At 70.7% G+C, this 22,826-nt stretch carries 22 protein-coding genes; 10 read left to right on the forward strand and 12 right to left on the reverse strand.

The features are described 5' to 3' along the window. Nucleotides 1-14: 14 nt before the first annotated feature. The 6 genes from BM419_RS22400 to cpaB form a co-directional block, all read right to left on the reverse strand. On the reverse strand, nt 15-992 hold the full coding sequence (locus BM419_RS22400; RefSeq protein WP_020095644.1) for a type II secretion system F family protein: 978 nt from the start codon (nt 990-992) through the stop codon (nt 15-17). 4 nt (nt 993-996) lie between these two features. Next, entirely contained in the window at nt 997-2,388 is a 1,392-nt protein-coding gene (locus BM419_RS22405) for a TadA family conjugal transfer-associated ATPase (RefSeq protein ID WP_020095645.1), read from the reverse strand. A gap of 114 nt (nt 2,389-2,502) precedes the next feature. Beyond that, nucleotides 2,503-3,747 (reverse strand): CpaE/TadZ family protein, encoded by a 1,245-nt coding sequence (locus BM419_RS22410; protein ID WP_056526226.1) that lies wholly within the window; start codon nt 3,745-3,747, stop codon nt 2,503-2,505. A gap of 78 nt (nt 3,748-3,825) precedes the next feature. Further along, nucleotides 3,826-4,593, reverse strand: a complete 768-nt coding sequence (locus BM419_RS22415) for a CpaD family pilus assembly protein (RefSeq protein ID WP_175556351.1) — start codon at nt 4,591-4,593, stop codon at nt 3,826-3,828. Nucleotides 4,594-4,623: 30 nt separating this feature from the next. Further along, entirely contained in the window at nt 4,624-6,252 is a 1,629-nt protein-coding gene (locus BM419_RS22420; RefSeq protein ID WP_020095648.1) for a type II and III secretion system protein family protein, read from the reverse strand. A 5-nt stretch (nt 6,253-6,257) separates the two neighbouring features. After that, nucleotides 6,258-7,073, reverse strand: coding sequence for a Flp pilus assembly protein CpaB (cpaB, locus tag BM419_RS22425; protein WP_020095649.1), 816 nt, complete (start codon nt 7,071-7,073; stop codon nt 6,258-6,260). A 281-nt stretch (nt 7,074-7,354) separates the two neighbouring features. Here cpaB and BM419_RS22430 point away from each other — a divergent pair, with 281 nt between their 5' ends. Beyond that, nucleotides 7,355-8,560, forward strand: a complete 1,206-nt coding sequence (locus BM419_RS22430) for an ABC transporter substrate-binding protein (RefSeq protein WP_170855253.1) — start codon at nt 7,355-7,357, stop codon at nt 8,558-8,560. Nucleotides 8,561-8,691: 131 nt separating this feature from the next. On the opposite strand, the gene BM419_RS22435 is transcribed toward BM419_RS22430, so the two are convergent. Both BM419_RS22435 and BM419_RS22440 read right to left on the reverse strand, forming a co-directional pair. Then, entirely contained in the window at nt 8,692-9,855 is a 1,164-nt protein-coding gene (locus BM419_RS22435) for an iron-containing alcohol dehydrogenase (RefSeq protein WP_091927713.1), read from the reverse strand. Between the two features lie 86 nt (nt 9,856-9,941). Next, nucleotides 9,942-10,850, reverse strand: coding sequence for a LysR family transcriptional regulator (locus BM419_RS22440; protein WP_244491912.1), 909 nt, complete (start codon nt 10,848-10,850; stop codon nt 9,942-9,944). Nucleotides 10,851-10,966: 116 nt separating this feature from the next. Here BM419_RS22440 and BM419_RS22445 point away from each other — a divergent pair, with 116 nt between their 5' ends. From BM419_RS22445 to BM419_RS22480, 8 genes are all read left to right on the forward strand, one after another. After that, the gene (locus BM419_RS22445; protein ID WP_091927714.1) at nt 10,967-12,463 is read left to right on the forward strand and encodes a CoA-acylating methylmalonate-semialdehyde dehydrogenase; all 1,497 of its coding nucleotides are present in this window, start codon (nt 10,967-10,969) and stop codon (nt 12,461-12,463) included. 123 nt (nt 12,464-12,586) lie between these two features. Beyond that, on the forward strand, nt 12,587-13,732 hold the full coding sequence (locus BM419_RS22450; protein ID WP_091927715.1) for an isobutyryl-CoA dehydrogenase: 1,146 nt from the start codon (nt 12,587-12,589) through the stop codon (nt 13,730-13,732). Next, a complete protein-coding gene (locus BM419_RS22455) occupies nt 13,729-14,790 on the forward strand; it encodes an enoyl-CoA hydratase/isomerase family protein (protein ID WP_091927716.1) in 1,062 nt (353 codons plus the stop codon). Before BM419_RS22450 ends, BM419_RS22455 begins: the two co-directional genes overlap by 4 nt. 185 nt (nt 14,791-14,975) lie before the next feature. Further along, a complete protein-coding gene (gene mmsB / locus BM419_RS22460; protein ID WP_091927717.1) occupies nt 14,976-15,869 on the forward strand; it encodes a 3-hydroxyisobutyrate dehydrogenase in 894 nt (297 codons plus the stop codon). After that, a complete protein-coding gene (locus BM419_RS22465) occupies nt 15,866-16,645 on the forward strand; it encodes an enoyl-CoA hydratase (RefSeq protein WP_020095657.1) in 780 nt (259 codons plus the stop codon). The genes mmsB and BM419_RS22465 overlap by 4 nt, the downstream gene beginning before the upstream one ends. 14 nt (nt 16,646-16,659) lie before the next feature. Beyond that, nucleotides 16,660-17,094, forward strand: coding sequence for a hypothetical protein (locus BM419_RS22470; RefSeq protein ID WP_091927718.1), 435 nt, complete (start codon nt 16,660-16,662; stop codon nt 17,092-17,094). Between the two features lie 45 nt (nt 17,095-17,139). Beyond that, complete coding sequence (locus tag BM419_RS22475) at nt 17,140-18,873, forward strand: AMP-binding protein (RefSeq protein WP_091927719.1); 1,734 nt, start codon at nt 17,140-17,142, stop codon at nt 18,871-18,873. Between the two features lie 356 nt (nt 18,874-19,229). Further along, nucleotides 19,230-19,829 carry a transglutaminase-like cysteine peptidase gene (locus BM419_RS22480; protein WP_175556352.1) on the forward strand — a complete coding sequence of 200 codons (600 nt, stop codon included), beginning with the start codon at nt 19,230-19,232 and terminating at the stop codon, nt 19,827-19,829. 7 nt (nt 19,830-19,836) lie between these two features. Here the strand turns inward: BM419_RS22480 and BM419_RS22485 are convergent, their stop codons facing one another. Then, complete coding sequence (locus tag BM419_RS22485; protein WP_012320711.1) at nt 19,837-20,094, reverse strand: hypothetical protein; 258 nt, start codon at nt 20,092-20,094, stop codon at nt 19,837-19,839. Nucleotides 20,095-20,413: 319 nt separating this feature from the next. On the opposite strand from BM419_RS22485, the gene BM419_RS22490 reads away from it, so the two are divergent. Then, nucleotides 20,414-21,121 (forward strand): transglutaminase-like cysteine peptidase, encoded by a 708-nt coding sequence (locus BM419_RS22490; protein WP_026605326.1) that lies wholly within the window; start codon nt 20,414-20,416, stop codon nt 21,119-21,121. Nucleotides 21,122-21,127: 6 nt separating this feature from the next. Here BM419_RS22490 and BM419_RS22495 read toward each other — a convergent pair whose 3' ends face one another. The 3 genes from BM419_RS22495 to cysE all read right to left on the reverse strand — a co-directional run bounded on the left by BM419_RS22495 (nt 21,128) and on the right by cysE (nt 22,762). Further along, complete coding sequence (locus BM419_RS22495) at nt 21,128-21,457, reverse strand: DUF6949 family protein (RefSeq protein WP_020095662.1); 330 nt, start codon at nt 21,455-21,457, stop codon at nt 21,128-21,130. A 146-nt stretch (nt 21,458-21,603) separates the two neighbouring features. Beyond that, entirely contained in the window at nt 21,604-21,819 is a 216-nt protein-coding gene (locus tag BM419_RS22500; RefSeq protein ID WP_007565940.1) for a DUF3126 family protein, read from the reverse strand. 91 nt (nt 21,820-21,910) lie between these two features. After that, nucleotides 21,911-22,762: a serine O-acetyltransferase gene (cysE, locus tag BM419_RS22505; RefSeq protein ID WP_091684043.1), complete on the reverse strand. Its 852-nt coding sequence runs from the start codon at nt 22,760-22,762 to the stop codon at nt 21,911-21,913. Nucleotides 22,763-22,826: the final 64 nt, after the last annotated feature.

Genomic DNA, 22,826 nt, shown 5'->3' on the forward strand with positions numbered 1-22,826 from the left:
ACGGCGCACCGCGCCTAGAACTCGAAGGCGATCATCTTCTTGATGGTGAAGATGCCGATGGACATCCAGATCGCCGCGCCGACCAGGGCGATCTTGCCCGTGTCGGTGGTCCAGAGCAGCGAGATGTAGTCGGGGCTGGTGAGCGCGGTGATGCCCGCCACCGCGAAGGGCAGGCAGGCGATGATCGAGGCCGAGGCCTTGGCCTCCATGCTCATCGCCTGGACCTTGCCGCGCATCTTGGCGCGGTCGCGCAGCACCGTGGAGAGGTTGTTCAGCGCCTCGGAGAGGTTACCGCCCGACTGCTGCTGGATGTTGATCACGATGGCGAAGAAGTTCACCTCGGCGGTGGGCACGCGCTCGAACAGCCGCGTGCAGGCCTCGCCGAGGGACAGGCCCATCGCCTGCGTCTCCACCACGGTCCGGAACTCGCTGCGCACCGGCTCCTCGGCCTCGCGCGAGACCATGCGGAAGCAGTCGCCCACCGGGATGCCGGTGCGGATGCCGCGGACCACCACGTCGACGGCGTTGGGCAGCTCCTTGTTGAACTTCGCGATGCGCTTGAGCCGCAGGTGGCGCAGCAGGTAGGCCGGCAGGCCGAAGCCGCCCGCGAAGGCGGCGCCGAGCGCCGCCAGGGCGTTGTCGGTGATGACAAAGAGCAGGAGCCCGAAGACGACTCCGCTCAGGGCCGAGACCCCGTAGAAGGTCTGCTTCGTCCAGCCGAGGCCGGCGCGGGCGAGCTTCAATTCCACGCTGGCCTTCGAGGCGCCCTTGGCCTTCGCCTCGATCTCGCTCAGCGTCTTGGCGACCTGCTCGCGCCGGTTGACGGCGACGCCCCGGGTCGCCGCACCCGAGGCGGAGACGCTGATCGTCTTCAGGCGCTTGGTGGCCCGGCGCTCGCCGCCGAGCAGGGGCAGGACCGCCACGTAGGCGATGGCGGCCACCGCGATGCCGGCGAGGCCGGCGGCGATCGGCAGGTTGGAGGCGTCCGCCATCGGCTCAGTTCCGGTCGACGACCTCGGCGGCGTCGAGCGCCTCGCCGAGCCGCTGTTCGAGGCCGTAGTAGCGGGCGCGCTCCCAGAATTTCGGCCGGCCGACGCCGGTGGAGCGGTGACGCCCGATCAGCTTGCCGTTCGCGTCCTCGCCGACGATGTCGTAGAGGAACACGTCCTGGGTGGTGATGACGTCGCCCTCCATGCCGAGCACCTCGGTGATGTGGGTGATGCGCCGGGAGCCGTCGCGCAGGCGCATCGCCTGGATCACGACGTCGATCGAGCCGCAGATCATCTCGCGCAGGGTCCGCGACGGCAGGGTGAAGCCGCCCATCGAGATCATCGATTCGATACGCGACAGGCACTCGCGCGGGCTGTTGGCGTGGAGCGTGCCCATCGAGCCGTCGTGGCCGGTGTTCATCGCTTGGAGCAGATCGAAGGCCTCCGGTCCGCGCACCTCGCCGACGATAATCCGCTCCGGGCGCATGCGCAGGCAGTTCTTCACGAGGTCGCGCATGGTGACCTGGCCCTGGCCCTCCATGTTGGGCGGCCGCGTCTCCAGGCGCACGACGTGCGGCTGCTGGAGCTGCAGCTCGGCCGCGTCCTCGCAGGTGATGACCCGCTCGTCGTGCTCGATGAAGGCGGTGAGGCAGTTGAGCAGCGTGGTCTTGCCCGAGCCCGTGCCGCCCGAGATGACCACGTTGCAGCGCGACTGGCCGATGATCTTGAGGACCTCGGCGCCCTCGGGCGAGATCGCCCCGAAGCGCACGAGCTGCTCCAGGGTGAGCTTGTCCTTCTTGAACTTGCGGATCGTGAGCGCCGGACCGTCGATGGCGAGCGGCGGCGCGATGACGTTGACGCGGGACCCGTCCGGCAGGCGCGCGTCGCAGATCGGCGAGGCGTCGTCGACGCGCCGGCCGACCTGGCTGACGATGCGCTGGCAGATGTTCATCAGCTGCTGGTTGTCGCGGAACCGCACGCTGGTCAGCTGGATCTTGCCGTTGACCTCGATGAAGGTCCGGTGGGCGCCGTTGACCATGATGTCGGCGATGTCGTCGCGGGCGAGCAGCGGCTCCAGCGGGCCGTAGCCCAGCACGTCGTTGCAGATGTCGTCGAGCAGTTCCTCCTGCTCGGAGATCGACAGGACGATGTTCTTGAGCCCGATGATCTCCGTGACGATGTCGCGGATCTCCTCGCGCGCGGTCTCGGCGTCGAGGCGCGAGAGCTGCGTCAGATCGATCGCCTCGATCAGAGCGCCGAAGATCAGGCTCTTGGTGCGGTAGTAATCCTCCGAGCGCGCGGTCTCGACGACGACCGGGGCCGCCGGCGCCGGGCGCTGGGCCGGCGCGGGCGCCGGCGCGTCGCGCAGCACCGGCGTGGCCGGGGCCGGGGTCCGCATCTGCGGAATCGGCGGGGGCGGCGCCGACGCGCCGCCGGACTGTCGCCTACCGAACATGGGTCAGAGCCCCGACGCTGACCCGCGGCACCGGCCGGGTGGGGGATCGCGTCCGCATCAGGATGCCTTGCGGCCGGAAAGCTTGGCGAGCAGCGGCTCCAGCAGGCTCGGACGGCCCCGCCGGCTCTCGGGACGTCCGAGGGTCATGGCCGCCAGGTCGTTGAACAGCTCCGCCACCTTCGAGCCCGCCTGAATCTCGGCGATCATCTGGCCGTTGTTGGCGGCCGTGCCGAACAGGGTCGGCTCGAACGGGATCGTCAGGGCCACCGGCGCCTCCAGGGCCTTGGCGAACTCGGCGGTGCCGATCTCGGGACGCTTGGGCACGCCGACGCCGTTCAGCACGATGCGGGGCGGCTGGTCGTTCGGGCGACCGTGCTTCAGCGCGCCGAGGAGGTTCTTGGCGTTGCGCAGGCAGGCGAGGTCGGGCCCGGTCACGATCAGGATCTCGTCGGCCGCCGTCAGGACGCGCTTCGTCCACGCGTTCCACTGGTGGGGGATGTCGAGGACCACGCACGGGACGCTCGCCCGCATGTGCTCGATCAGGGTGTCGAAGGCCGGCTCGGACAGGTCGATGGTCCGGTCGAGGCTCGCCGGGGCCGAGAGCAGGCTCAGGTTGTCGCTGCACTTGGACAGCAGCCGCTCGACCAGGGCGGAGTCCAGCCGCTCGGGGGCGAACACCGCCTCGGCGATGCCCTGGGGCGGGTCCTGGTTGAAGTTGAGCGAGGCGGTGCCGAAGGCGATGTCGAGATCGGCGATCACCGTCTGGACGCCCTGGCCCCGGGCCACCGACCACGCGAAATTATGCGCTACGGTCGAGGCGCCGATGCCGCCCTTGACGCCGTAGACCGCTACGGTCCGGCCCACCGGCTTGACGCCCGGGGCCGTGAACAGGTCGGAGATCGCTGCGATGAGCGTCAGGGGCTCGACCGGCGCCATCAGGTAATCGGACACCCCGCGCTGGATCAGCTGGCGGTAAAGCATCACGTCGTTGACGTGACCGATCACCAGGACGCGGGTCCCCTCGTCGCAGACCTCGGCCAGGGCGTCGAGGCACTCGATCGGCCGCGAGCGCGCGCCCTGGATCTCGAGGACGATGACGTTGGGCGTCGGCGCGTGCCGGTACGCCTCGATCGCCGCGGCCCCGCCGCCCATCCGGACCTTGACCTGCGCCTTCTGCATGCGCCGGTCGAGGGCCGCGCCCTCGATCATCGCCGCGGTCTCGCCGGTCTCGCAGAAGGCCTGGATGGTGATCCGGGGCACCGGGGCGATCGTGCGCTCGGTTGTCTCGGACAGCTCTGCCATGACGGCGCTTTCGGGTTCGCGTGCGGGGTGCGGCGTTGCGATCGGCGGCGGGGCTGCCCATCCCCGGCGCCGGCTGTCTCAGTTCGTGACCTGGGCCTTCACGGCGGTCTGACCATCTTGCCGCCATGTGGTTGACGGATCCTTGCCGTCCCGCAACTGGCCAATGTCCCGGACCCGCTTGACCGTGTCGATGCGGCCCTCGGGCCGGCCGCGCACGAGGTCGACCGGGTCGGCGACCTGCGCGGCGACGTTGGACTGCATGGCGCAGCCCAGGTTCCAGCTCGGCCGGTTGTTGTAGTCGGTCGCGAAATTGCCGGCCCCGAGGTCCTGAGGCCAGAGGCCGCAGGCGTCGGCCACCTTGGCCTGCATGCGCTGGAAGCTCAGCCGGATCGGCGCGGCGAGGGTCGGCGCCGCCACCGCGTAGCCGCTGACCGCGATCTCGCGGGCGTTGACGCCGTTCTGCGTGCCGAGCCGGCCGAGAACCGAGGCCGTCCGCTGCACGGCGGCGACCTGGTCGGGCGGGACGCCCTGGGGCACCTGCATCAGAAGGGTTCCGCGGCCGTAGCGCCGGTACTCCAGCATGAAGGCGTCGACATCGGTCGCCTGGCGCGGGTCCAGATGGCCCGTGCCGGTCGGGAACACGTCGAGGCTGCGGGGCCCGTCGGTCAGCACGATCGGGTGGCGCGCGCGGTAATCCGTGACGTCGATGCCGCCGGTCGTGACGGGATCGGTCTTGCAGGCCGCCGCGAGGGCGGAGAGCGCGCAAGCGGCGAGCACGCTCGCGGCGCGGCGCGGCAGTGCGGGCGGGTGACGTCCGGTCGTGGGTCCGGTCATGGGTCCGGTCATGGGTCCGATCCTGGGAGGCGCGGCGGGGCGCTACTCGACGATGAAGCCGACGCGGCCGCGGTAGGTGCGGCCGAGCGGCGCCGCGGCGGCCGCGCCGGGCGGGGCGACCTTGCCGTAGATGCGGTTGATCTGGCCGAGCAGCACGGCTTGGCCGTCGCTGGAGTCGACGAAGTTGTCGTCGGGCCGGCTGACCTGCTTCGCCTCCATCGGCCGGGCGATGTAGGGCGTGCACATGATCATCAGCTCGGTCTCCTGGCGCTGGTAGTCGCGGGAGCGGAACAGCGCGCCGAGGATCGGGAGGTTGATCAGGCCGGGCAGGCCGGCGATCGCCTGCTTGTTGAACTGCTGGATCAGGCCGGCGGTCATCATCACGCCGCCGGAGGGCAGCTCGACGGTGGTCTCGGAGCGGCGCACCCGGGTGCCCGGCACTGCGACCGAGGTGTTGCCGATCACATAGTTGAAGCTCTGCTGCGTATCGATCTCGGTCACGTCCGTGGCGACGCGGATCGAGATCCGGTTGTCGGCCAGCACCGTCGGTGTGAACGACAGGGCGACGCCGTAGGGCTTGTAGGTGATGCCGGGCGAGCAGACACCGCCGACGGCGCAGGTTGCCGAGGCCGGCACCGCGAACTCGCCGCCGGCCAGGAACTTGGCGGCCTCGCCCGAGATGGCGGTCAGCGTTGGCTCCGCCAGGATGCGCGAGACGCCGGCCTGCTCGAACGCCTTCAGGGTCGCCTGGAGCGAGAAGCCGCCCCCCTGCACGGAGGCCTGGACCAGATTCCCGGTCGGCGTGTTCGTGTTGATCGGGAAGGGCAGGTTGTTGGTGATAACATTCGGGATGTACGCCGGGACCTGCGTGGCCGCCGCGGTGCCGCCGTTCACGAGCGTCTGCCCCAGGTTTCCGACCGGGTTCAGAGCCGACCAGTTGCCGGCCATGTTGATCCCGAACTGCTTCAGGACGTTGCGGGACACCTCCACCACGGTGACGCGGAGCATCACCTGGTCCTTGTTGCGGATCGTGAGGTTGTTGATCACCGCGCCCCGCGAGCCGGCGGCGACGCCGCCGCTGGCCGCGCCCGCCGCTCCCGCGGCCCCGGCGCCGCCAAGGCCCACGAAGGCGTTGGCGATGTCGATCGCCTGCTGCGCGTCCGCCGAGGAGTTGACCGCTCCCGACAGGAGCACCGAGGCGCCCGAGGAGCGCACGTCGAAGCGTCCGCCCGGGATGCTCTGGTTGAGCAGCTCGCGCAGGGTCCCGAGGTTCAGGTCCCGCGCCACCGTCACGTCGAGGGCGGCGATCTGGCGGCCCTCGGCATCCATGATGAAGATCGAGGTCGCGCCGTCCGCCATGCCGATCACGAAGACCTTGCGGGTCGAGCGGACCACGGCGTTGGCCACCGCGGGGTTGGCCACGAACACCTCCTTGGCGTCCCGCGGCAGGTCGACGATGACGGACCGGCCCGCGGTCAGCTCGACCCGCCGGGTCGAGCTCGCTTCCGCGGCTCCGACCGTCAGGATCGGCGCCGGGCCGAAGGTCTGGCGGTCCTGGGAAGAGGCCGGCCCGGTCAGGGCGACGAGCAGCGCGAGGGCGCCGGCCGAGCAACGGCGCGGGCCGCGGTCGGGGCGCCGCGTCGGGCGCGTGAGGGACAGCGAAGCGGTCATGGCGGTCACGGCGTCTGCTGCCGCGCGACGCCGAAGCGCACCACGGTCAGGGCGGGTTCGGGCATCTGCGCGGCGGACGCGTCGGCCAGCGGCACGGCTTCCGGCGGCAGCCCGGCATCGGCGAGGCTGCGCAGGGAGAGCGTCAGGGCGCCGACCTTCTGGGCGAGCGCCAGGGTCTCGGCCTGTGCGGGCGTCACGGCCAGCGTCGCGGTCTCGCCGGTGACGACGTTGGTGCCGTTCTTCTCCTGGACCAGCTGACCGATCGCCAGGACGCGGATGTCGGTGAGGATCGTCTGGGAGAGCTGCACGTCGCTGTTGTTGGCCCGCGAATTGGACTCGTCGCGGAAGGTGCGGATCACGTCGACACGGTCGTTCGGCAGGATGAAGCCGCCGGCCGAGTTGGTTCCGCGGCTGTCGGTGACGATGGCGACCGCGCGCATGCCGGGCGGCAGGATCGCCGCCATGAACCCGCTCTCCGGGCGCACCAGCTTCTGCGCGCGGATCGGCTCGCCCGTCAGGAAGCCCGAGCGCACGGACGCACCGACGGTCTCCTCGAGGGCCTTGGGGTTGATCTTGCGGGTCATGTAGCCGTTGGCCACGGCGCCGTCCGGCCAGGGCTGCCAGCGCAGGTCCGCGGCCCGGAGCACCTGGCCCATGGGCATGTCGATGGCGGCCACGAGCACGTCGGTCGTCGGCTGCGGCGGCGCCTCGGCCGTCGGCGGCGGTGGCGGCGGTGGCGGATCGCCGCCGCTCATCAGGAAGGCCGCCCCGGTGCCCGCCGCGAGGGCGATTCCGAGGACGGCGAAACGGGCTGGGTTCATCGCATCGCCACGCGCCGGAGACGGCCGGATTGCCGTCCATGACGGGAACCTGCGCGGGGATTCGTGTAATTATGGTTAAGGTATTATAACCTCTGCCGTTGTCGCCGGTCCGGAAACGGGTCGATCGGAACCGCGTCACAATCCGCGGAATCCTTCAGCTCCCGCCCGACCTCGGCCGTGGCGCGGCGCCGGGTCGTCCCCTATCGTGCCGCCGGAACCGCCTCAGAAGCGGGCACTCGGGCGAACCGGGGGGAGACATGATCAGGACAATCGGCGGCGCGGTGATGGCGGCCGCTCTCGCGGGGACCGCGCTCGGCTCCGCTCCGGCGGCCGCGCAGGGAAGCTTCTCGGACAACGCGATACGGATCGGCGTCCTCAACGACCAGTCCGGCCTCTACGCCGAGTACGGCGGCCAGGGCTCGGTCGAGGCCGCCCGGATGGCGGTGGAGGACATGGGCGGCAAGATCGGCAGCGTGCCGATCGAGATCCTCACGGCCGACCACCAGAACAAGCCCGACATCGCCTCGGCGATCGCCCGGCAATGGTACGACCGCGACAATGTCGACGCGATCATGGAGCTGACCACCTCCTCGGTGGCGCTGGCGGTCCAGGGCCTGTCCAAGGAGAAGAAGAAGATCACCATCACCACCGGGGCCGCGACCAGCGACCTCACCGGCAAGGCGTGCTCGCCCTACGGCTACCATTGGGCGTTCGACACGCGGGCGCTGGCGGTGGGCACCGGCGGCGCGCTGACCCGGGCGGGCGGCAACACGTGGTTCTTCCTGACCGCCGACTACGCCTTCGGCTCGGCGCTGGAGGCCGACACCAGCAAGGTCGTGCTCGCCAACGGCGGCAAGGTGCTGGGCAGCGTCCGTCACCCGCTCTCGAACCAGGACTTCTCGTCGTTCCTGCTCCAGGCGCAGGGCTCGAAGGCCAAGGTAATCGGGCTCGCCAATGCCGGCCTCGACACCTCGAACGCGATCAAGCAGGCCGCCGAGTACGGCATCGTCGAGGGCGGCCAGAAGCTCGCGGCGCTGCTGTTCACCCTCTCGGAGGTGCACGGGCTCGGCCTCAAGGTCGCCCAGGGCCTGACGCTCACCGAGGGCTGGTACTGGGACGCCAACGACGAGACCCGCGCCTTCGGCCAGCGCTACATGAAGCGCACCGGCCGGATGCCCAACATGATCCAGGCCGGCACCTACTCGGCGGTCCTGTCCTACCTGAAGGCCGTCAAGGCGGCCGGCACCGACGAGACCGACGCGGTGAACGCCAAGCTCAAGGAGCTGCCGGTGGACGACGTGTTCGCCCATGGCGGGATCGTGCAGCCGAACGGACGCATGGTCCACGACATGTACCTGTTCGAGGTCAAGAAGCCGGCCGAGTCGAAGGGTCCGTGGGACCTCTACAAGCTGATCTCGACGATCCCCGGCAAGGAGGCCTTCGCCTCTCCGGCTGAGAGCGGCTGCCCGCTGACGGCGGCGAAGTAGGTCTCACCCCGTCATCGCGAGCGCAGCGCAGCGACCCGGGGCGGCGCGTCCCTGGATTGCTTCGCTCCGCTCGCACAGACGGCGGCGGGTCGAATGTCCCGTCTCAGGATGTGCTCTACTCCGAGAGGGTATCACCCCGCCCAGACGCGCCGGTACAGGGCCACGATCTCGTCGGCGCTGGGCTCCACCGGGTTGTTGGCGGGAGAGCCGGAAGCCAGCGCCTGGGCCGCCATGGTGGGGAGCAGCGCCTCCCAGCGGGCCGGGTCGATGCCGTATTCCTGCGGCCCCGGCACGTCGAGGTCGTCGTTCAGCGCCTCGAGCTCGGTCACCAGCGCGGACACCGCCGAGCGGTCGTCGGTGTCCGGGCCGGCGATCTTCATGGCGCGGGCGCAGGCGGCGTAGCGGTCGATGGCGGCCGGGGCCGAGAAGGCCGTCACCGCCGGCAGCAGCATCGCGTTCGAGAGCCCGTGCGCCACGTGGAAATGCGCGCCGATCGGCCGGCTCATGCCGTGGACGAGCGCCACGGAGGCGTTCGAGAACGCGATGCCCGCCTGGGTGGCGCCGAGCATCATCGCCTCGCGGGCCGCCCGGTCGCCCGGATCGGTCCAGACCCGGCGCAGGTTCGGGGCGATCAACCGCATCGCCTGAAGCGCCAGCCCGTCCGAGAACAGGTTCGACTTGCGCGAGACGTAGGCCTCGATCGCGTGGGTCAGGGCGTCGATGCCGGTGTCGGCGGTGAGCCGCTTCGGCTTGGTGAGCGTCAGCTCGTAATCGACCAGGGCCGCCACCGGCAGGTAGGCGAGGCCGATGCAGAGCATCTTCTCGTCCGAGGCCTCGTCGGTCACGATGGTGAAGCGGGTCGCCTCCGAGCCGGTGCCGGCGGTGGTCGGGATCGCCACGATCGGCAGGCCGGGCTCGTCCTGCTGGCGCGGCGCCTTGTAGTCGCGCATGTGGCCGCCGTGGCGGGCGAGCACCGCCACCGCCTTGGCGGTGTCCATCGGGCTGCCGCCGCCGAAGCCGACCACGCAGTCGAAATCGCCCGCCTGGAGGGCCGCCAGCGCCGCCTCCACGGAGGCGACGGTCGGGTCCGGCACGGTCTCGGAGAAGATCGTGGCCTGCGCGCCCGCCTTGGTCAGCCGCTCGAGCAGCGTGTCGGTGCGGCCGCTGCCGGCAAGGTAGGGATCGGTGACCACGAAGGGCCGCGACAGGCCGAGCTGGCCGAGCACCTCCGGCAGGAGCCGCGAGGCGCCGGCGCCGACGCGCATCAGCCGGGGCAGGGCGATCGAGGCGACCATTCTCTTGCTTCTCCCACCCGGCGCCTCGCTGGTGCGCCGGAACGACGATCTTAGGACCTGCGACCGCCGGGCGAAACTGCCGGTGCTTACACTGCCGGCCCGGCGAAGAGCGCGGCGGCGGCCTCCACCTCGCCCGCGATGAAGCCCGCCACGGCGCGGATATGGGCGGCCTTCCGGTGATCCTCGTGGATGTGCATGTGGAACGAGCGGGTCAGCGACACCGCGCCGGGCAGCACCGGCACGAGACCCGGATGGGCCGCCGCGATGAAGGCCGGCAGCACGCAGAGGCCGGCGCCGCCGAGCGTCGCGTGGACCTGGGCCAGGAGGTTCGTCGAGCGCAGCCGCGCCGAGACCGGCGGACCCAGGGCGCCGAGATAGTTCAGCTCGCGCGTGAACAGCATGTCCTCGATGTAGCCGACGAAGGGATGCCCCGAGAGATCTCCGACCTCCGCGATCGGTCCGGTCCCGGCGAGGTAGGATTCGGCCGCGTAGACGAGCAGCCGGTAATCGGTCAGCCGGCGCGCCACCACCCGCGCCTGCTGCGGGCCGGACAGGCTGATGACGATGTCGGCCTCGCGCTTCGACAGGCTGAAGATCCGGGCGGTCGCCATGATCTCGACCTCCAGCCCCGGATGGCGCGCGGTGAGCCGGTGCATCCGGGGGGCCAGAAATACGCTGCCGAACCCGTCCGGCGCGCCGATCCGCACCGTGCCGGAGACCGCCTGGGCGGCCTCCGTGGCGGCGCTCGCCGACAGGAACGCGCTCTCCATGGCCTCGGCGACGCCGAGCAGGTTCGCGCCGTCCTCGGTGAGGGCGTAGCCGAGGTTGCTGCGGTGGAACAGTCGGGCGCCGAGCCCTTCCTCCAGGGCGCGGATCCGGCGCCCGACCGTGGTGTGCTCGGTGCCGGTACGGGTCCCGGCGGCGCTCAGCGTTCCGGTCCGCGCTACGGCGAGGAAGAAGCGAAGGTCGTCCCAGTTGGGCCCCGTCCTGGCCATGATCGCACCCTCGCTGTGCATCGATGCACGACGGCTGTAAGCGCATCCGGCTTTATCGCTCAAGCGATCCTGATAGGGTGCGCCAAAATCGAACGCCACATCACAGGGAGGCGCGCATGCGCACGATCGGGCATTACATCGGCGGCCGGAACGTCGGCGGCGAGAGCGGACGGTTCGCCGACGTGTTCCACCCCTCGACCGGCGAGGTGCAGGCCAAGGTCGCGCTCGCCAGCAAGGCCGAGATGCGCGTCGCGGTCGAGAACGCCGCAGCGGCCCAGCCGGCCTGGGCGGCGACCAATCCGCAGAAGCGCGCCCGCGTGATGATGCGCTTCCTCGAGCTGATCCGCGGCGAGAACGATTCACTCGCCGAACTGCTGGCCTCCGAGCACGGCAAGACCGTGCCGGACGCCAAGGGCGACATCCAGCGCGGCGTCGAGGTGGTGGAGTTCGCCTGCGGCATCCCGCACCTGCTCAAGGGCGAGTACACCGAAGGGGCCGGGCCCGGCATCGACGTCTACTCCCTGCGCCAGCCGCTGGGCGTCGTCGCCGGCATCACGCCGTTCAACTTCCCGGCCATGATCCCGCTGTGGAAATGCGCCCCGGCCATCGCGTGCGGCAACGCCTTCATCCTGAAGCCGTCCGAGCGCGACCCGAGCGTGCCGATCCGCATCGCCGAGATCTTCCTAGAGGCCGGGCTGCCGCCGGGCATCCTCAACGTCGTCAACGGCGACAAGGAAGCCGTCGACGCGATCCTCGACGACGAGGACATCAAGGCGGTGGGCTTCGTCGGCTCCTCGCACATCGCCGAGTACATCTACGTGCGCGCCGCCGAGACGGGCAAGCGCGCCCAGTGCTTCGGCGGCGCCAAGAACCACATGATCATCATGCCGGACGCCGACATGGGCCAGGCGGTCGACGCGCTGATCGGCGCCGGCTACGGCTCGGCCGGCGAGCGCTGCATGGCCATCTCGGTGGCGGTGCCGGTGGGCGAGCAGACCGCCGACCGCCTGATGGAGAAGCTGGTCCCGCGGGTCGAGTCGCTCAAGATCGGTCCCTCGCACGACGGCTCGGCCGATTACGGCCCGCTCGTCACCCGGGAGGCCGTGCAGAAGGTCGCGAGCTACATCGACAAGGGCGTCGCCGAGGGCGCGCAACTCGCCGTCGACGGCCGCGGCTTCAAGCTCCAGGGCTACGAGAACGGCTTCTACATGGGCGGCTCGCTGTTCGACCGCGTGACGCCCGACATGACGATCTACAAGGAAGAGATCTTCGGCCCGGTGCTCTCGGTGGTGCGGGCCAAGGATTACGAGGAGGCTTTGGCGCTGCCCTCGACCCACCAGTACGGCAACGGCGTCGCGATTTTCACCCAGGACGGCGACGCGGCCCGCGACTTCACCGCCCGGGTGAACGTCGGCATGGTCGGCGTGAACGTGCCGATCCCGGTCCCGATCGCCTACCACACCTTCGGCGGCTGGAAGCGTTCGGGCTTCGGCGACCTGAACCAGCACGGGCCGGACTCGATCCGGTTCTACACCAAGACCAAGACCGTGACGCAGCGCTGGCCGAGCGGCATCAAGAGCGGGGCGGAGTTCTCCATCCCGACGATGCGGTAGAGCGCGACGGCTCGAGGTCGGGGCCCGGGTCCCCCTCTCCCGCGCGGGGAGGGGGTACGGCCCGCCTTGGGGCGGCCGATGTGCCTACCTCGCGCGGTGGCTGACGAACATGAGGGAGTGCCCATGAGTTTCGGGCTCGACGAGGACCGGACCGCGATCCGCGAGATGGCCCTCGGCTTCGCGGCCGAGCACATCGCGCCGCACGCCCTCGACTGGGACCGCGACAAGACCTTCCCGGTCGAGACCCTGCGGGAAGCGGCCGCCCTCGGCATGGCGGGCATCTACGTCCGCGAGGATGTCGGCGGTTCCGGCCTGTCGCGCCTCGACGCGACGCTGATCTTCGAGGCGCTCAGCACCGGCTGCCCGACCGTGGCGGCGTTCCTGTCGATCCACAACATGTGCGCCTGGATGATCGACGCCTACGGCGGCGACGATCAGCGCCGCCGCTGGCTGCCATCGCTCATGGGCATGGAGCGGATCGCCAGCTACTGCCTCACCGAGCCGGGCTCGGGCTCCGACGCCGCGGCGCTCCGCACCCGCGCCGAGCGGGACGGCGACCATTACGTGCTCACCGGCGAGAAGCAGTTCATCTCGGGCGCCGGCGCCAGCGACCTCTACGTCTGCATGGTCCGCACCGGCGAGGCCGGCCCGGCGGGGATTTCCGCGATCGTGGTCGAGAAGGGCACGCCCGGCCTGTCCTTCGGGGCCGACGAGCGCAAGATGGGCTGGAACGCCCAGCCGACCCGCGCGGTGCGCTTCGACGGCTGCCGTGTGCCGGTGGGCAACCGCCTCGGCGCCGAGGGAAAGGGCTTCAAGATCGCCATGAGCGGCCTCGACGGGGGGCGGCTCAACATCGCGGCCTGCTCGCTCGGCGGCGCGCAGGCGGCCCTCGACAAGGCGCTCGCCTACATGGGCGACCGCCGCGCCTTCGGGGCGAGGCTCACCGACTTCCAGGCGCTGCAGTTCCGGCTCGCCGACATGGCGACGAGCCTGGAGGTGTCGCGCACCTTCCTGCGGCACGCGGCCGCCGCGCTCGACGCCAAGGACCCGGCCGCGACCCAGCTCTGCGCGATGGCCAAGCGCCACGTCACCGACGCGGCCTTCGAGGTCGCCAACCAGGCGCTCCAGCTTCACGGCGGCTACGGCTACCTCGCCGAGTACGGCGTGGAGAAGATCGTCCGCGACCTGCGCGTGCACCAGATCCTCGAGGGGACCAACGAGATCATGCGGCTGATCATCGCCCGCGGGCTGACCGGGGGGCGCCGATGAGCGACGTGATCGTCGAGCGGGTCGGCGCCCTGGGCCGGCTGCGGCTCAACCGGCCGAAGGCCCTCAATGCCCTGACCCACGGCATGGTCGGCGAGATCGACCGGGCGCTCGACCGGTTCTCGGCCGATCCGGGCATCGCCGCGGTGCTGCTCACCGGGGAGGGCGAGCGCGGCCTGTGCGCCGGCGGCGACCTGCGCTCCCTCTACGACAGCCCCGACACCGCCTTCGCCGAGACCTTCTGGCGGGACGAGTACAGGCTCGATGCGCGCATCGCGGCCTACGAGAAGCCCTTCGTGGCGGTCATGGACGGCATCACCATGGGCGGGGGTGTCGGGCTCGCGGGCCACGCCGGGCACCGGATCGTCACCGAGCGTTCCCGCGTCGCCATGCCGGAGACCGGCATCGGCTACCTGCCGGATGTCGGCGGAACGTGGCTGCTGCCGCGCGCGCCCGGGGAACTCGGCACCTATCTCGGCCTGACCGGCGAGCCGGTCGGCGCCGCCGACGCGATCTTCTGCCGGCTGGCCGACGCCCTGGTGTCCTCCGCGGGTCTGCCTGACCTGATCGACGCCCTCGTGGCGGTCGACCCGGATGCCGGGCAGGCGGGCGTGCGGGACGCGATCGCACGGCTCGCCCGTGATCCGGAGCCGGCACCGCTCGCCGCGCACCGGGCGGTGATCGATCGCTGCTTCGCCTTCGACATGGTGGACGAGATCCTGTCGGCCCTGGCGGCGGACGGCTCGGATTTCGCCGCCGCGACCCGGGCGACGCTCCTGACCAAGGCGCCGTCGAGCCTCGTCCTGACGCTGTGCCTCCTGCGGCTCGGCCGCGGCGCGCCGAACCTGGAAGCCTGCCTGGAGCGCGAGTTCCACGCCTCGCTGGCGCTGCTAGCGGAGGGCGATTTCCGCGAAGGCATCCGCGCCGCGGTGATCGACAAGGACAAGAGCCCGCGCTGGAACCCGCCGACCCTCGACGCGGTCGATCCGGCGCGGATCGCCCGCTGGCTGGAGAAGCGGGCGGAGCCGGTTTTTTCGGAATCGCGCACGGGGCCGGTGTGATGACGCGTCGCTCGTTCCCACCCACACCCTCATCCTGAGGTGCCGAAGCGTAGCGTACGCCTCGAAGGAGGGCTCCAGAAGCCGCCGTGATTCCTGGAGCCCTCCTTCGAGGCCCGCGTCGCGGTCACTTCAGGATGAGGACGCGGGTGGAAGACGCGAACGACAGCAATCAAGGGAGAAGCAGGATGGCGCAGACCATCGGGTTCATCGGTCTCGGCAACATGGGCGGGCCCATGGCGGCCAACCTCGTGAAGGCGGGCCACACCGTGCGCGGCTTCGACCTGGTGCCGGCCTCGCTGGAGGCGGCGCGCGCCGGAGGCGTCGCTGTCACCGGCTCGGCCCTGGAGGCGGCCCAAGGGGCGGACGTCGTCATCACCATGCTGCCCGCCGGGCGGCACGTGGTCGAGGTCTGGACGCAGCTCGCCGAGGTCCTGCCCGCCGGCACGCTCCTGATCGATTCCTCCACGGTCGACGTCGAGAGCGCCCGCAAGGCCCACGCCCTCGCCGAGGCGCGGGGCTGCCTGTCGGTGGACGCGCCGGTCTCCGGCGGCACCGGCGGCGCGAAGGCCGGGACGCTGACTTTCATGGCCGGCGGCGCCGCGGCCGCCTTCGCCAAGGCCGAGCCGCTGCTGAAGGTGATGGGCAAGAACGTGTTCCATTGCGGCGATGCCGGCGCCGGGCAGGCGGCCAAGATCTGCAACAACATGATCCTCGGCATCTCGATGATCGGCGTCAGCGAGGCTTTCGCGCTCGGCGAGAAGCTCGGCCTGTCGCACCAGGCGCTCTACGACGTGGCCTCGGTCTCCTCGGGTCAGTGCTGGTCACTGACCACCTACTGCCCGGTGCCGGGCCCGGTGCCGGCCTCGCCGGCCAACAACGGCTACAAGCCGGGCTTCGCCGCCGCGCTGATGCTCAAGGACCTCCGGCTCGCTCAGGCCGCCGCCATCGCCGCGGGGGCGGCGACGCCGCTGGGCGCGGAGGCCGCGCAGATCTACGGCCTGTTCGAGGGCGCGGGCCACGGGGGAGAGGACTTTTCCGCGATCATCCGTATGCTCCGCGGGCAGGGAGGCGAGTCGTGAGCGACACGTACGAGACGATCCTGACGGAGACGCGCGGGCGCGTCCTGCTGATCACCCTCAACCGGCCGAAGGCCCTGAACGCCCTCAACGCGCAGCTCACCCGGGAGGTGATCCGGGCGGCGACCGAGGCGGATGCGGATCCGGGGATCGGCTGCATCGTCCTCACCGGCTCGGCGAAGGCCTTCGCGGCCGGCGCCGACATCAAGGAGATGCAGCACGCCACCTACGCGGAGATGTATTCCGGCGACCGGTTCGCCGACTGGGACCGGTTCGTCGCCGTGCGCAAGCCGATCATCGCCGCGGTAGCGGGCTACGCGCTCGGCGGTGGCTGCGAACTCGCCATGATGTGCGACATCATCCTGGCGGCCGACACGGCGCAGTTCGGCCAGCCCGAGATCAAGCTCGGCGTGATGCCGGGGATCGGCGGCAGCCAGCGGCTGACCCGCTTCGTCGGCAAGGCCAAGGCCATGGAGATGTGCCTGACCGGGCGGATGATGGACGCCGCCGAGGCCGAGCGTGCCGGCCTCGTCTCGCGCGTGATCGCGGCCGACCAGCTCCTCGACGAGGCACTGAAGGCGGCCGAGACCATCGCGTCGATGTCGCTGCCGATCGCGATGATGACCAAGGAGGCGGTCAACCGGTCCTACGAGACCACGCTGACCGAGGGCATCCGGTTCGAGCGGCGGGTGTTCCACGCCATGTTCGCCACCAAGGACCAGAAGGAGGGTATGGCCGCCTTCGTAGAGAAGCGGCCGCCCCGGTTCGAGAACACCTGAGCGGGGACCAGGCGATGGATGTGCTGGACCACGACGAAGTCCGGTTCGAGATGGCCTTCCCGCGCGCAATCGTCGCCCAGAAGGCGCGCGGGCGCGAGGAGACCATCAACGAGCACCTCGTGAAGCTGCTCGCCTTCGACGTGCCCCAACGGACGCGGTCGGTCTGGCGGAAAGAGCTGACGCGCCATCTCCGTTTCCTGGCGGCGCTGCGGGTCAAGCCCGGCGCCAGCCTGATCCCGCCCCGCGATTGGTGGGCATGGCTCTACGCGGATCCGTTCGAACACAACGAGGCCGGCTACACGGCCGGCCTGATCGCGCTGAACGCCGACGATTTCGCCCGCAACGACCTCAGTGTTGGGGCGATTGCCGGGCAGATCCGCGACTTCCACGCCGCCATGGTTCAGCGTCTCGCGCAGGGCGAGGCCGGTGAGGATCTGATCCCGGCCTGAAGACGCCGGGTCGGGATCGGTCAACGAGGACGAGGGGGAACGACCATGCCGAGCTTCCGGGAGGCCCGCGACCTTCTGCTGGTCCACCGCACCGACTACGCCGCCGCCGTCGCGGCCTTCGCGTGGCCGGACCCGGTGCCGTTCAACTGGGCGCTCGACTGGTTCGACGCCGTCCTCGCCGGCCCCGAGAGCCGCGACCGCGCCGCCCTGCGGATCGTCGAGGCTGGCAGCGGGGCCGAGCAGAGCCTCAGCTTCGGTGAGCTCGCGGCACGGTCCAATCAGGTGGCCAACCACCTGCGTCAGCTCGGCCTGAAGCGCGGTGACCACCTGCTCCTGCTGCTCGGCAACGTGCCGGCCCTGTGGGAGACCATGCTGGCCGCGATGAAGCTCGGCGCCGTGGTCATCCCGGCGACCACGCTGCTCACCGCCGACGAGCTCGCCGACCGCCTCGCCCGCGGCCGCCCGCGGGCGATCGTGGCCGGGCCGGAGCAGATCGCACGGTTCGCCGGCCTCGACACGGGCGGCGCCGTCCGCCTCGTCACCGGGGCTCCGACGGAGGGCTGGGCGGCCTACGACGACGCCTTCACGGCCTCGGACAGCTTCGCGCCGGACGCCCCGACCGCCGCCGATGACCCGCTGCTCCTCTACTTCACCTCCGGCACCACGGCGAAGCCGAAGCTGGTGCGCCACAGCCACCGCTCCTACCCGGTGGGCGCGCTCTCGACCATGTACTGGCTCGGGCTGCAGCCGGGGGACGTGCACTGCAACGTCTCCTCGCCGGGCTGGGCGAAGCACGCGTGGTCCTCGTTCTTCGCGCCCTGGAATGCCGGCGCGACGATCCTGGTGATCAACCAGGCGCCGTTCAACGCGGCCGCGCTGCTGGCGCAGCTGGAGCGCACCGGCGCCACGACGCTCTGCGCGCCGCCGACCGTCTGGCGGATGATCATCCAGGAGGACCTGTCCGGGAAGCGGCTCGCCCTGCGCGAGGTCTGCGCGGCGGGCGAGCCCCTGAATCCCGAGGTGATCGAGCGCGTGAAGAGCGCCTGGGGCCTCACGATCCGCGACGGCTACGGCCAGACCGAGACCACCGCGCTCATGGCCAACACGCCGGGACAGCCGGTGGTGCCAGGCGCCCTGGGCCGGCCTCTCCCGGGCTACCGGGTGCGCGTCCTCGACCTGGACGGTCAGCCGGCCACCGAGGGCGAGGTCTGCCTCGAACTCGGGGCCCACCGGCCCGCCGGCCTGATGCAGGGCTACGACGACGGCCAGGGCAACCTGTCGGGCGCGGCCGGCGACCTCTACCACACCGGCGACGTCGCCTTCGTGGACGAGCAGGGCTGCTACACCTTCGTCGGCCGCGCCGACGACGTGTTCAAGTCGTCGGGCTACCGGATCAGCCCCTTCGAGCTGGAGAGCGTGCTGATCGAGCATCCGGCCGTGGCCGAGGCGGCGGTGGTGCCGGTGCCCGATCCGATGCGTCACACCATCCCGAAGGCCTACGTGTCCCTGGTGGCCGGAGCGAGCCCCGGACCCGAGACGGCGCTCGACATCTTCCGCTTCACCAACGCCCGGCTCGCGACCTTCAAGCGCCTGCGCGGGCTCGAGTTCGTCACCGATCTGCCCAAGACGATCTCGGGCAAGATCCGGCGGGTGCAGCTGCGCCGCCTGGAGCACGAGGGCATCACCGAGGACCCGCACCGGGGCCGCGCCTACACGCAGGCGGACTTCCCGGAGCTGAAGGGCGAGGCCGAGCGCAAGCTCGACCAGACGGCGGGCTGAGCGTTTCCACCCCGTGATCGCGGGCGCAGCGAGGCGACCCAGGGCAGCGCGCCATCGGTCGGCTTGGCGCAGTCTTGGTGTGCCTCTCTGCGCTCGCGATGGCGGCTGCGCGCCTGAGGACTCAGGTCCCCGGGTGACGAACCCTCAAGGTTTCCGGTTTCCGAAGCCGAAGCCGCCGATTTACAAGGGTTCTCAAGTCTCCCGTCGACGCTGTCGCGCGTGAGCGGGCCCGCGCCGGCAGATCGGTAAAATTGCGCGCATCCGCTTCAGCGCCGCGGAGGCTCTGCGGCGCAATCCTGTCCTCAACAACGGGGACGGGTTCGATGGGCGCGGCGCTTCTCAGGACGGTTCGGGGGATGCTGGTCGGAGCGGCGACGCTGCTCGGCCTCGCCGCTCCGGTTCAGGCGCAGACGCTGGCGAGCCTGCCCGCGGACGTGGGCGCCAAGATCCTGGGCGACGCCAAGCCGATCGCGGCGTGGGTGACGTTCTGTCAGAATTACGCGGCGGAGTGCGCGCTGGACCGGGGCGAGCCGGCCCGGATCAGCCTGACGCCCGCCACCTGGGCGACGATCGTGTCGGTGAACCAGCGGGTCAACAAGGCGATCGAGCCGATGACCGACCAGGACCACCTGCACGTGGCCGACCGCTGGGACCTGGCCGAGGACGGCATCGGCGACTGCGAGGACTTCCAGCTGCTCAAGCGCCACATGCTGGCCGAGGCCGGCCTGCCGCGGCGGGCGATGCGCATGACCGTGGTGATCGACGAGAAGGGCGAGGGCCACGCCGTGCTGACCCTGATCACCGACCGGGGCGACCTGGTGCTCGACAACAAGACCAGCGCGATCCTGCCCTGGCACAAGACCGGCTACGTGTTCATCAAGCGCGAGAGCCAGGACGCCGTCGCCTGGGTCTCCCTCGGCGGCGTCACCTCCCCGGTCACCACTGCAAACCGGTGACGCGGCCTCAGGCCGCCCGGCTCAGCGACGGCTGGGCGAGGCTCGCCACGTAGGACTCCACCCGGCCGATGAAGGCCGCGAGATGCGGGGCGACGCCCCGGAGACTGGCGAGATCCCGGACCAGGATGTCCCGCGACAGCGCCCTGTCGCCCTCGCTCGGCGCGTCGGCGAGGTAGGAATCGACCGCGTGCTCCGCGATATTGATCGCGCCGGCCCGACCATCCTCGGCGAGCGCTCTGATCACCTGCTGGATGGCGGGCTGCATGGCGGGTCCTTTCCTGGGGTGCGGCCCCGTCGGCGACGGGCTGGCCGGCTTCACGCGTCTCGATCGAGCCCGCCGCGAATCCCCCGTGCGAGCCGTGCTGAGAAGCCGGCAAAGCTGACGTGAATCAAGGCCTTCCGAGAAGGCGCAGAGCGGCTATTCACTCAGTGCATACGATTTCGGTCAGCCCCGCGGATGCAACACTCTCTTAAATCGGAACCGATACGGCTCCCCGCGCGTTAGCTGCCTCGTCCTGACCCATTGTGCGTCGCACGTGGCCGTGTCACCCTTCCGTCATCATCGGGCGGCGGGGGCTTGAACCATGCGGCACGCGGATGGCGGTATCTCGTGTCAGGTCTTCGGCCCGCTCCGTTGGCGCGGGTGGACGCACGCGGCGTGCCGCGCGCGGCAGGCGGCCAGTTTTGCCCTGCTCGGCACGATCCTCGCGATGGGCGGCGCCACGACCCACGCCCACGCGCGGCTGGTCCTGCCGGATCAGGTGACCGCCGCCGAACCGACCGGGCCGGTGCGGGCGATCGCGGGCTGGACGGATTTCTGCGCCCGCACGCCTCAGGAATGCACGGTCGACACGGCCGAGCCGGCCGAGATTTCCCTGACCGTGGCGGTGTGGCGGACCCTGCAGAGCGTCAACCGCCGCGTGAACGCGCGCATCCGGCCGATCACCGATCAGGCGCATTGGGGCGTCGTCGACCGCTGGGACTTCCCCGATGACGGGTTCGGCGATTGCGAGGATTACCAGCTGCTGAAGCGGCGGATGCTGGTGGAGCGCGGCCTGCCGCGGCGCGCCCTGCTGATGACCGTGGTGATCGACGAGACCAACGAGGGCCACGCGGTGCTGACGGTCCGGACCGACCGCGGCGACTTCATCCTCGACAACAAGACCGACGCGATCCGGTCCTGGCGCCGCACCGGCTACAACTTCATCAAGCGGGCCGGCCAGGACGGCGCGGCGTGGGTGTCCCTGGAGGGCAAGGACGGGACCGCGCAGGTGGCCACCGCCGAGCCCTGAACCCGGTCAGGCGCCGACCAGCATCGCGGCGAGGTCGAGGGCGACGCGGCCGGAGAGCAGGCTCCAGCCGCACGCGATGACCGTCGCCAGCATCACGAACGGGATCGGGCGCCCCTCGATCCGCCGGCCGCGCACCGTGTTGCGCAGGATGATGAACGGCGCCGAGAAGGCCAGCATCGGCAGGGCGGCGACCGCCGGCAGACCGCCGCGCTCCAGCAGGCTGAAGCTCGCCCGCCGCGCCGCGAACAGCTCGAAGGCGCTGGCGATCAGGCCGGACAGCGCCAGTCCGATGCAGAGGGTCCGGATCGACTCGAGGGCGACGGGCGTGAGGACCATTATTCGCGCTCCTGATACAGGTTGCGCGCACTGTACTCACGCCGTTTACCGGTTGTTAAGCACGAGTCTTTGTTAGCGTTAATCCGTGCACAGGTGCTGCCGGCGGGACCCGATCCGAGACGCGGGTCCGGCCGGAGCGCGGGGCCTCAGGCCTCTTCCTCGAGATCGATGTCGAGGATCGCCATCCGGAAGACGAAGGAATCGTCGCCGTCCTCCTTGTCGTCGGCGATCACGCCGATTGACTCCTCGCCGATGAACACCTCGGCGGAGTCGCCGGTCTTCATCGCGGTGAGGCGGATATTGTTGTTCGCGAACTTGCGGCGCAGATAGTCCTGAAGCTTCGCGGTCTCGGCTTTGGTCACGCTGGTCGATCTCCCCTGGCGGCGCTGGCGCCGCGGATGGGCCGAGGGCTTGCCACGCCGCGGGCGGAGCGGCAAGCGCGACGGCCCCGGGTCAGATCCCGTCGCCCAGGTGGATGAACTGATCGAGGGCGACGAGTTGGTCCATCGCCCGAGCCGGATCGTCGCAGCCGGCGGTGCCGACCACGCGCGCCGGCACGCCGACGACCGTCGTGTTCGGCGGTACCGGCCGCAGCACCACCGAGCCCGCCGCCACTCGGGCGCAGGCCCCGACCTCGATGTTGCCCAGGATCTTGGCGCCGGCGCCGATCATCACGCCGCGGCGGATCTTGGGGTGGCGGTCGCCGCGCTGCTTGCCGGTGCCGCCCAGGGTCACGGCGTGGAGGATCGACACGTCGTCCTCGATCACCGCGGTCGACCCGACCACGAGGCCGGTGGCGTGGTCGAGGAAGACGCCCCGACCGATCCGCGCCGCCGGATGGATGTCGCACTGGAACACCTCCGAGACCCGGCTCTGGAGGTAGAGGGCGAGGTCGCGCCGACCGCGGTTCCAGACATGGTGGGCGAGGCGGTAGGCCTGCAGGGCGTGGAAGCCCTTGAAGTACAGGACCGGTTCGAGAGCCCGGAGCGTCGCCGGATCCCGGTCGATCACCGCGCCGATATCGGCGCGGAACGCCTGGCCGATTTCGGGATCGACCGTGATCGCCTCGTGGAAGGCGTGGGCGACGAGTTCGGCCGGGAGCGACGGGTGCCCGAGCCGCGCCGCGACCCGGTGGGAGACCGCGCCTTCCAGCGTGGTGTGGTTCAGGATGGTGGCGACGATGAAGGAGGCGAGCTGCGGCTCGGTCCGCAGGACATCCTCCGCCTCGTCCCGCAACCGCGACCAGACCGGGTCGACGACCGCGAGGTCATGCGATGGGTGAGTGAAGGCAGGACTGGCGCTCATAGTCGGATGCTCATGTCCGGGACTTCGCAGGGTCTGCCGGTCGCGCGTGGGGCGGGGCCGGTCC

This window comes from Methylobacterium sp. yr668 (genome assembly GCF_900116245.1).
In the GTDB taxonomy this organism is placed as follows: Bacteria; Pseudomonadota; Alphaproteobacteria; order Rhizobiales; family Beijerinckiaceae; genus Methylobacterium.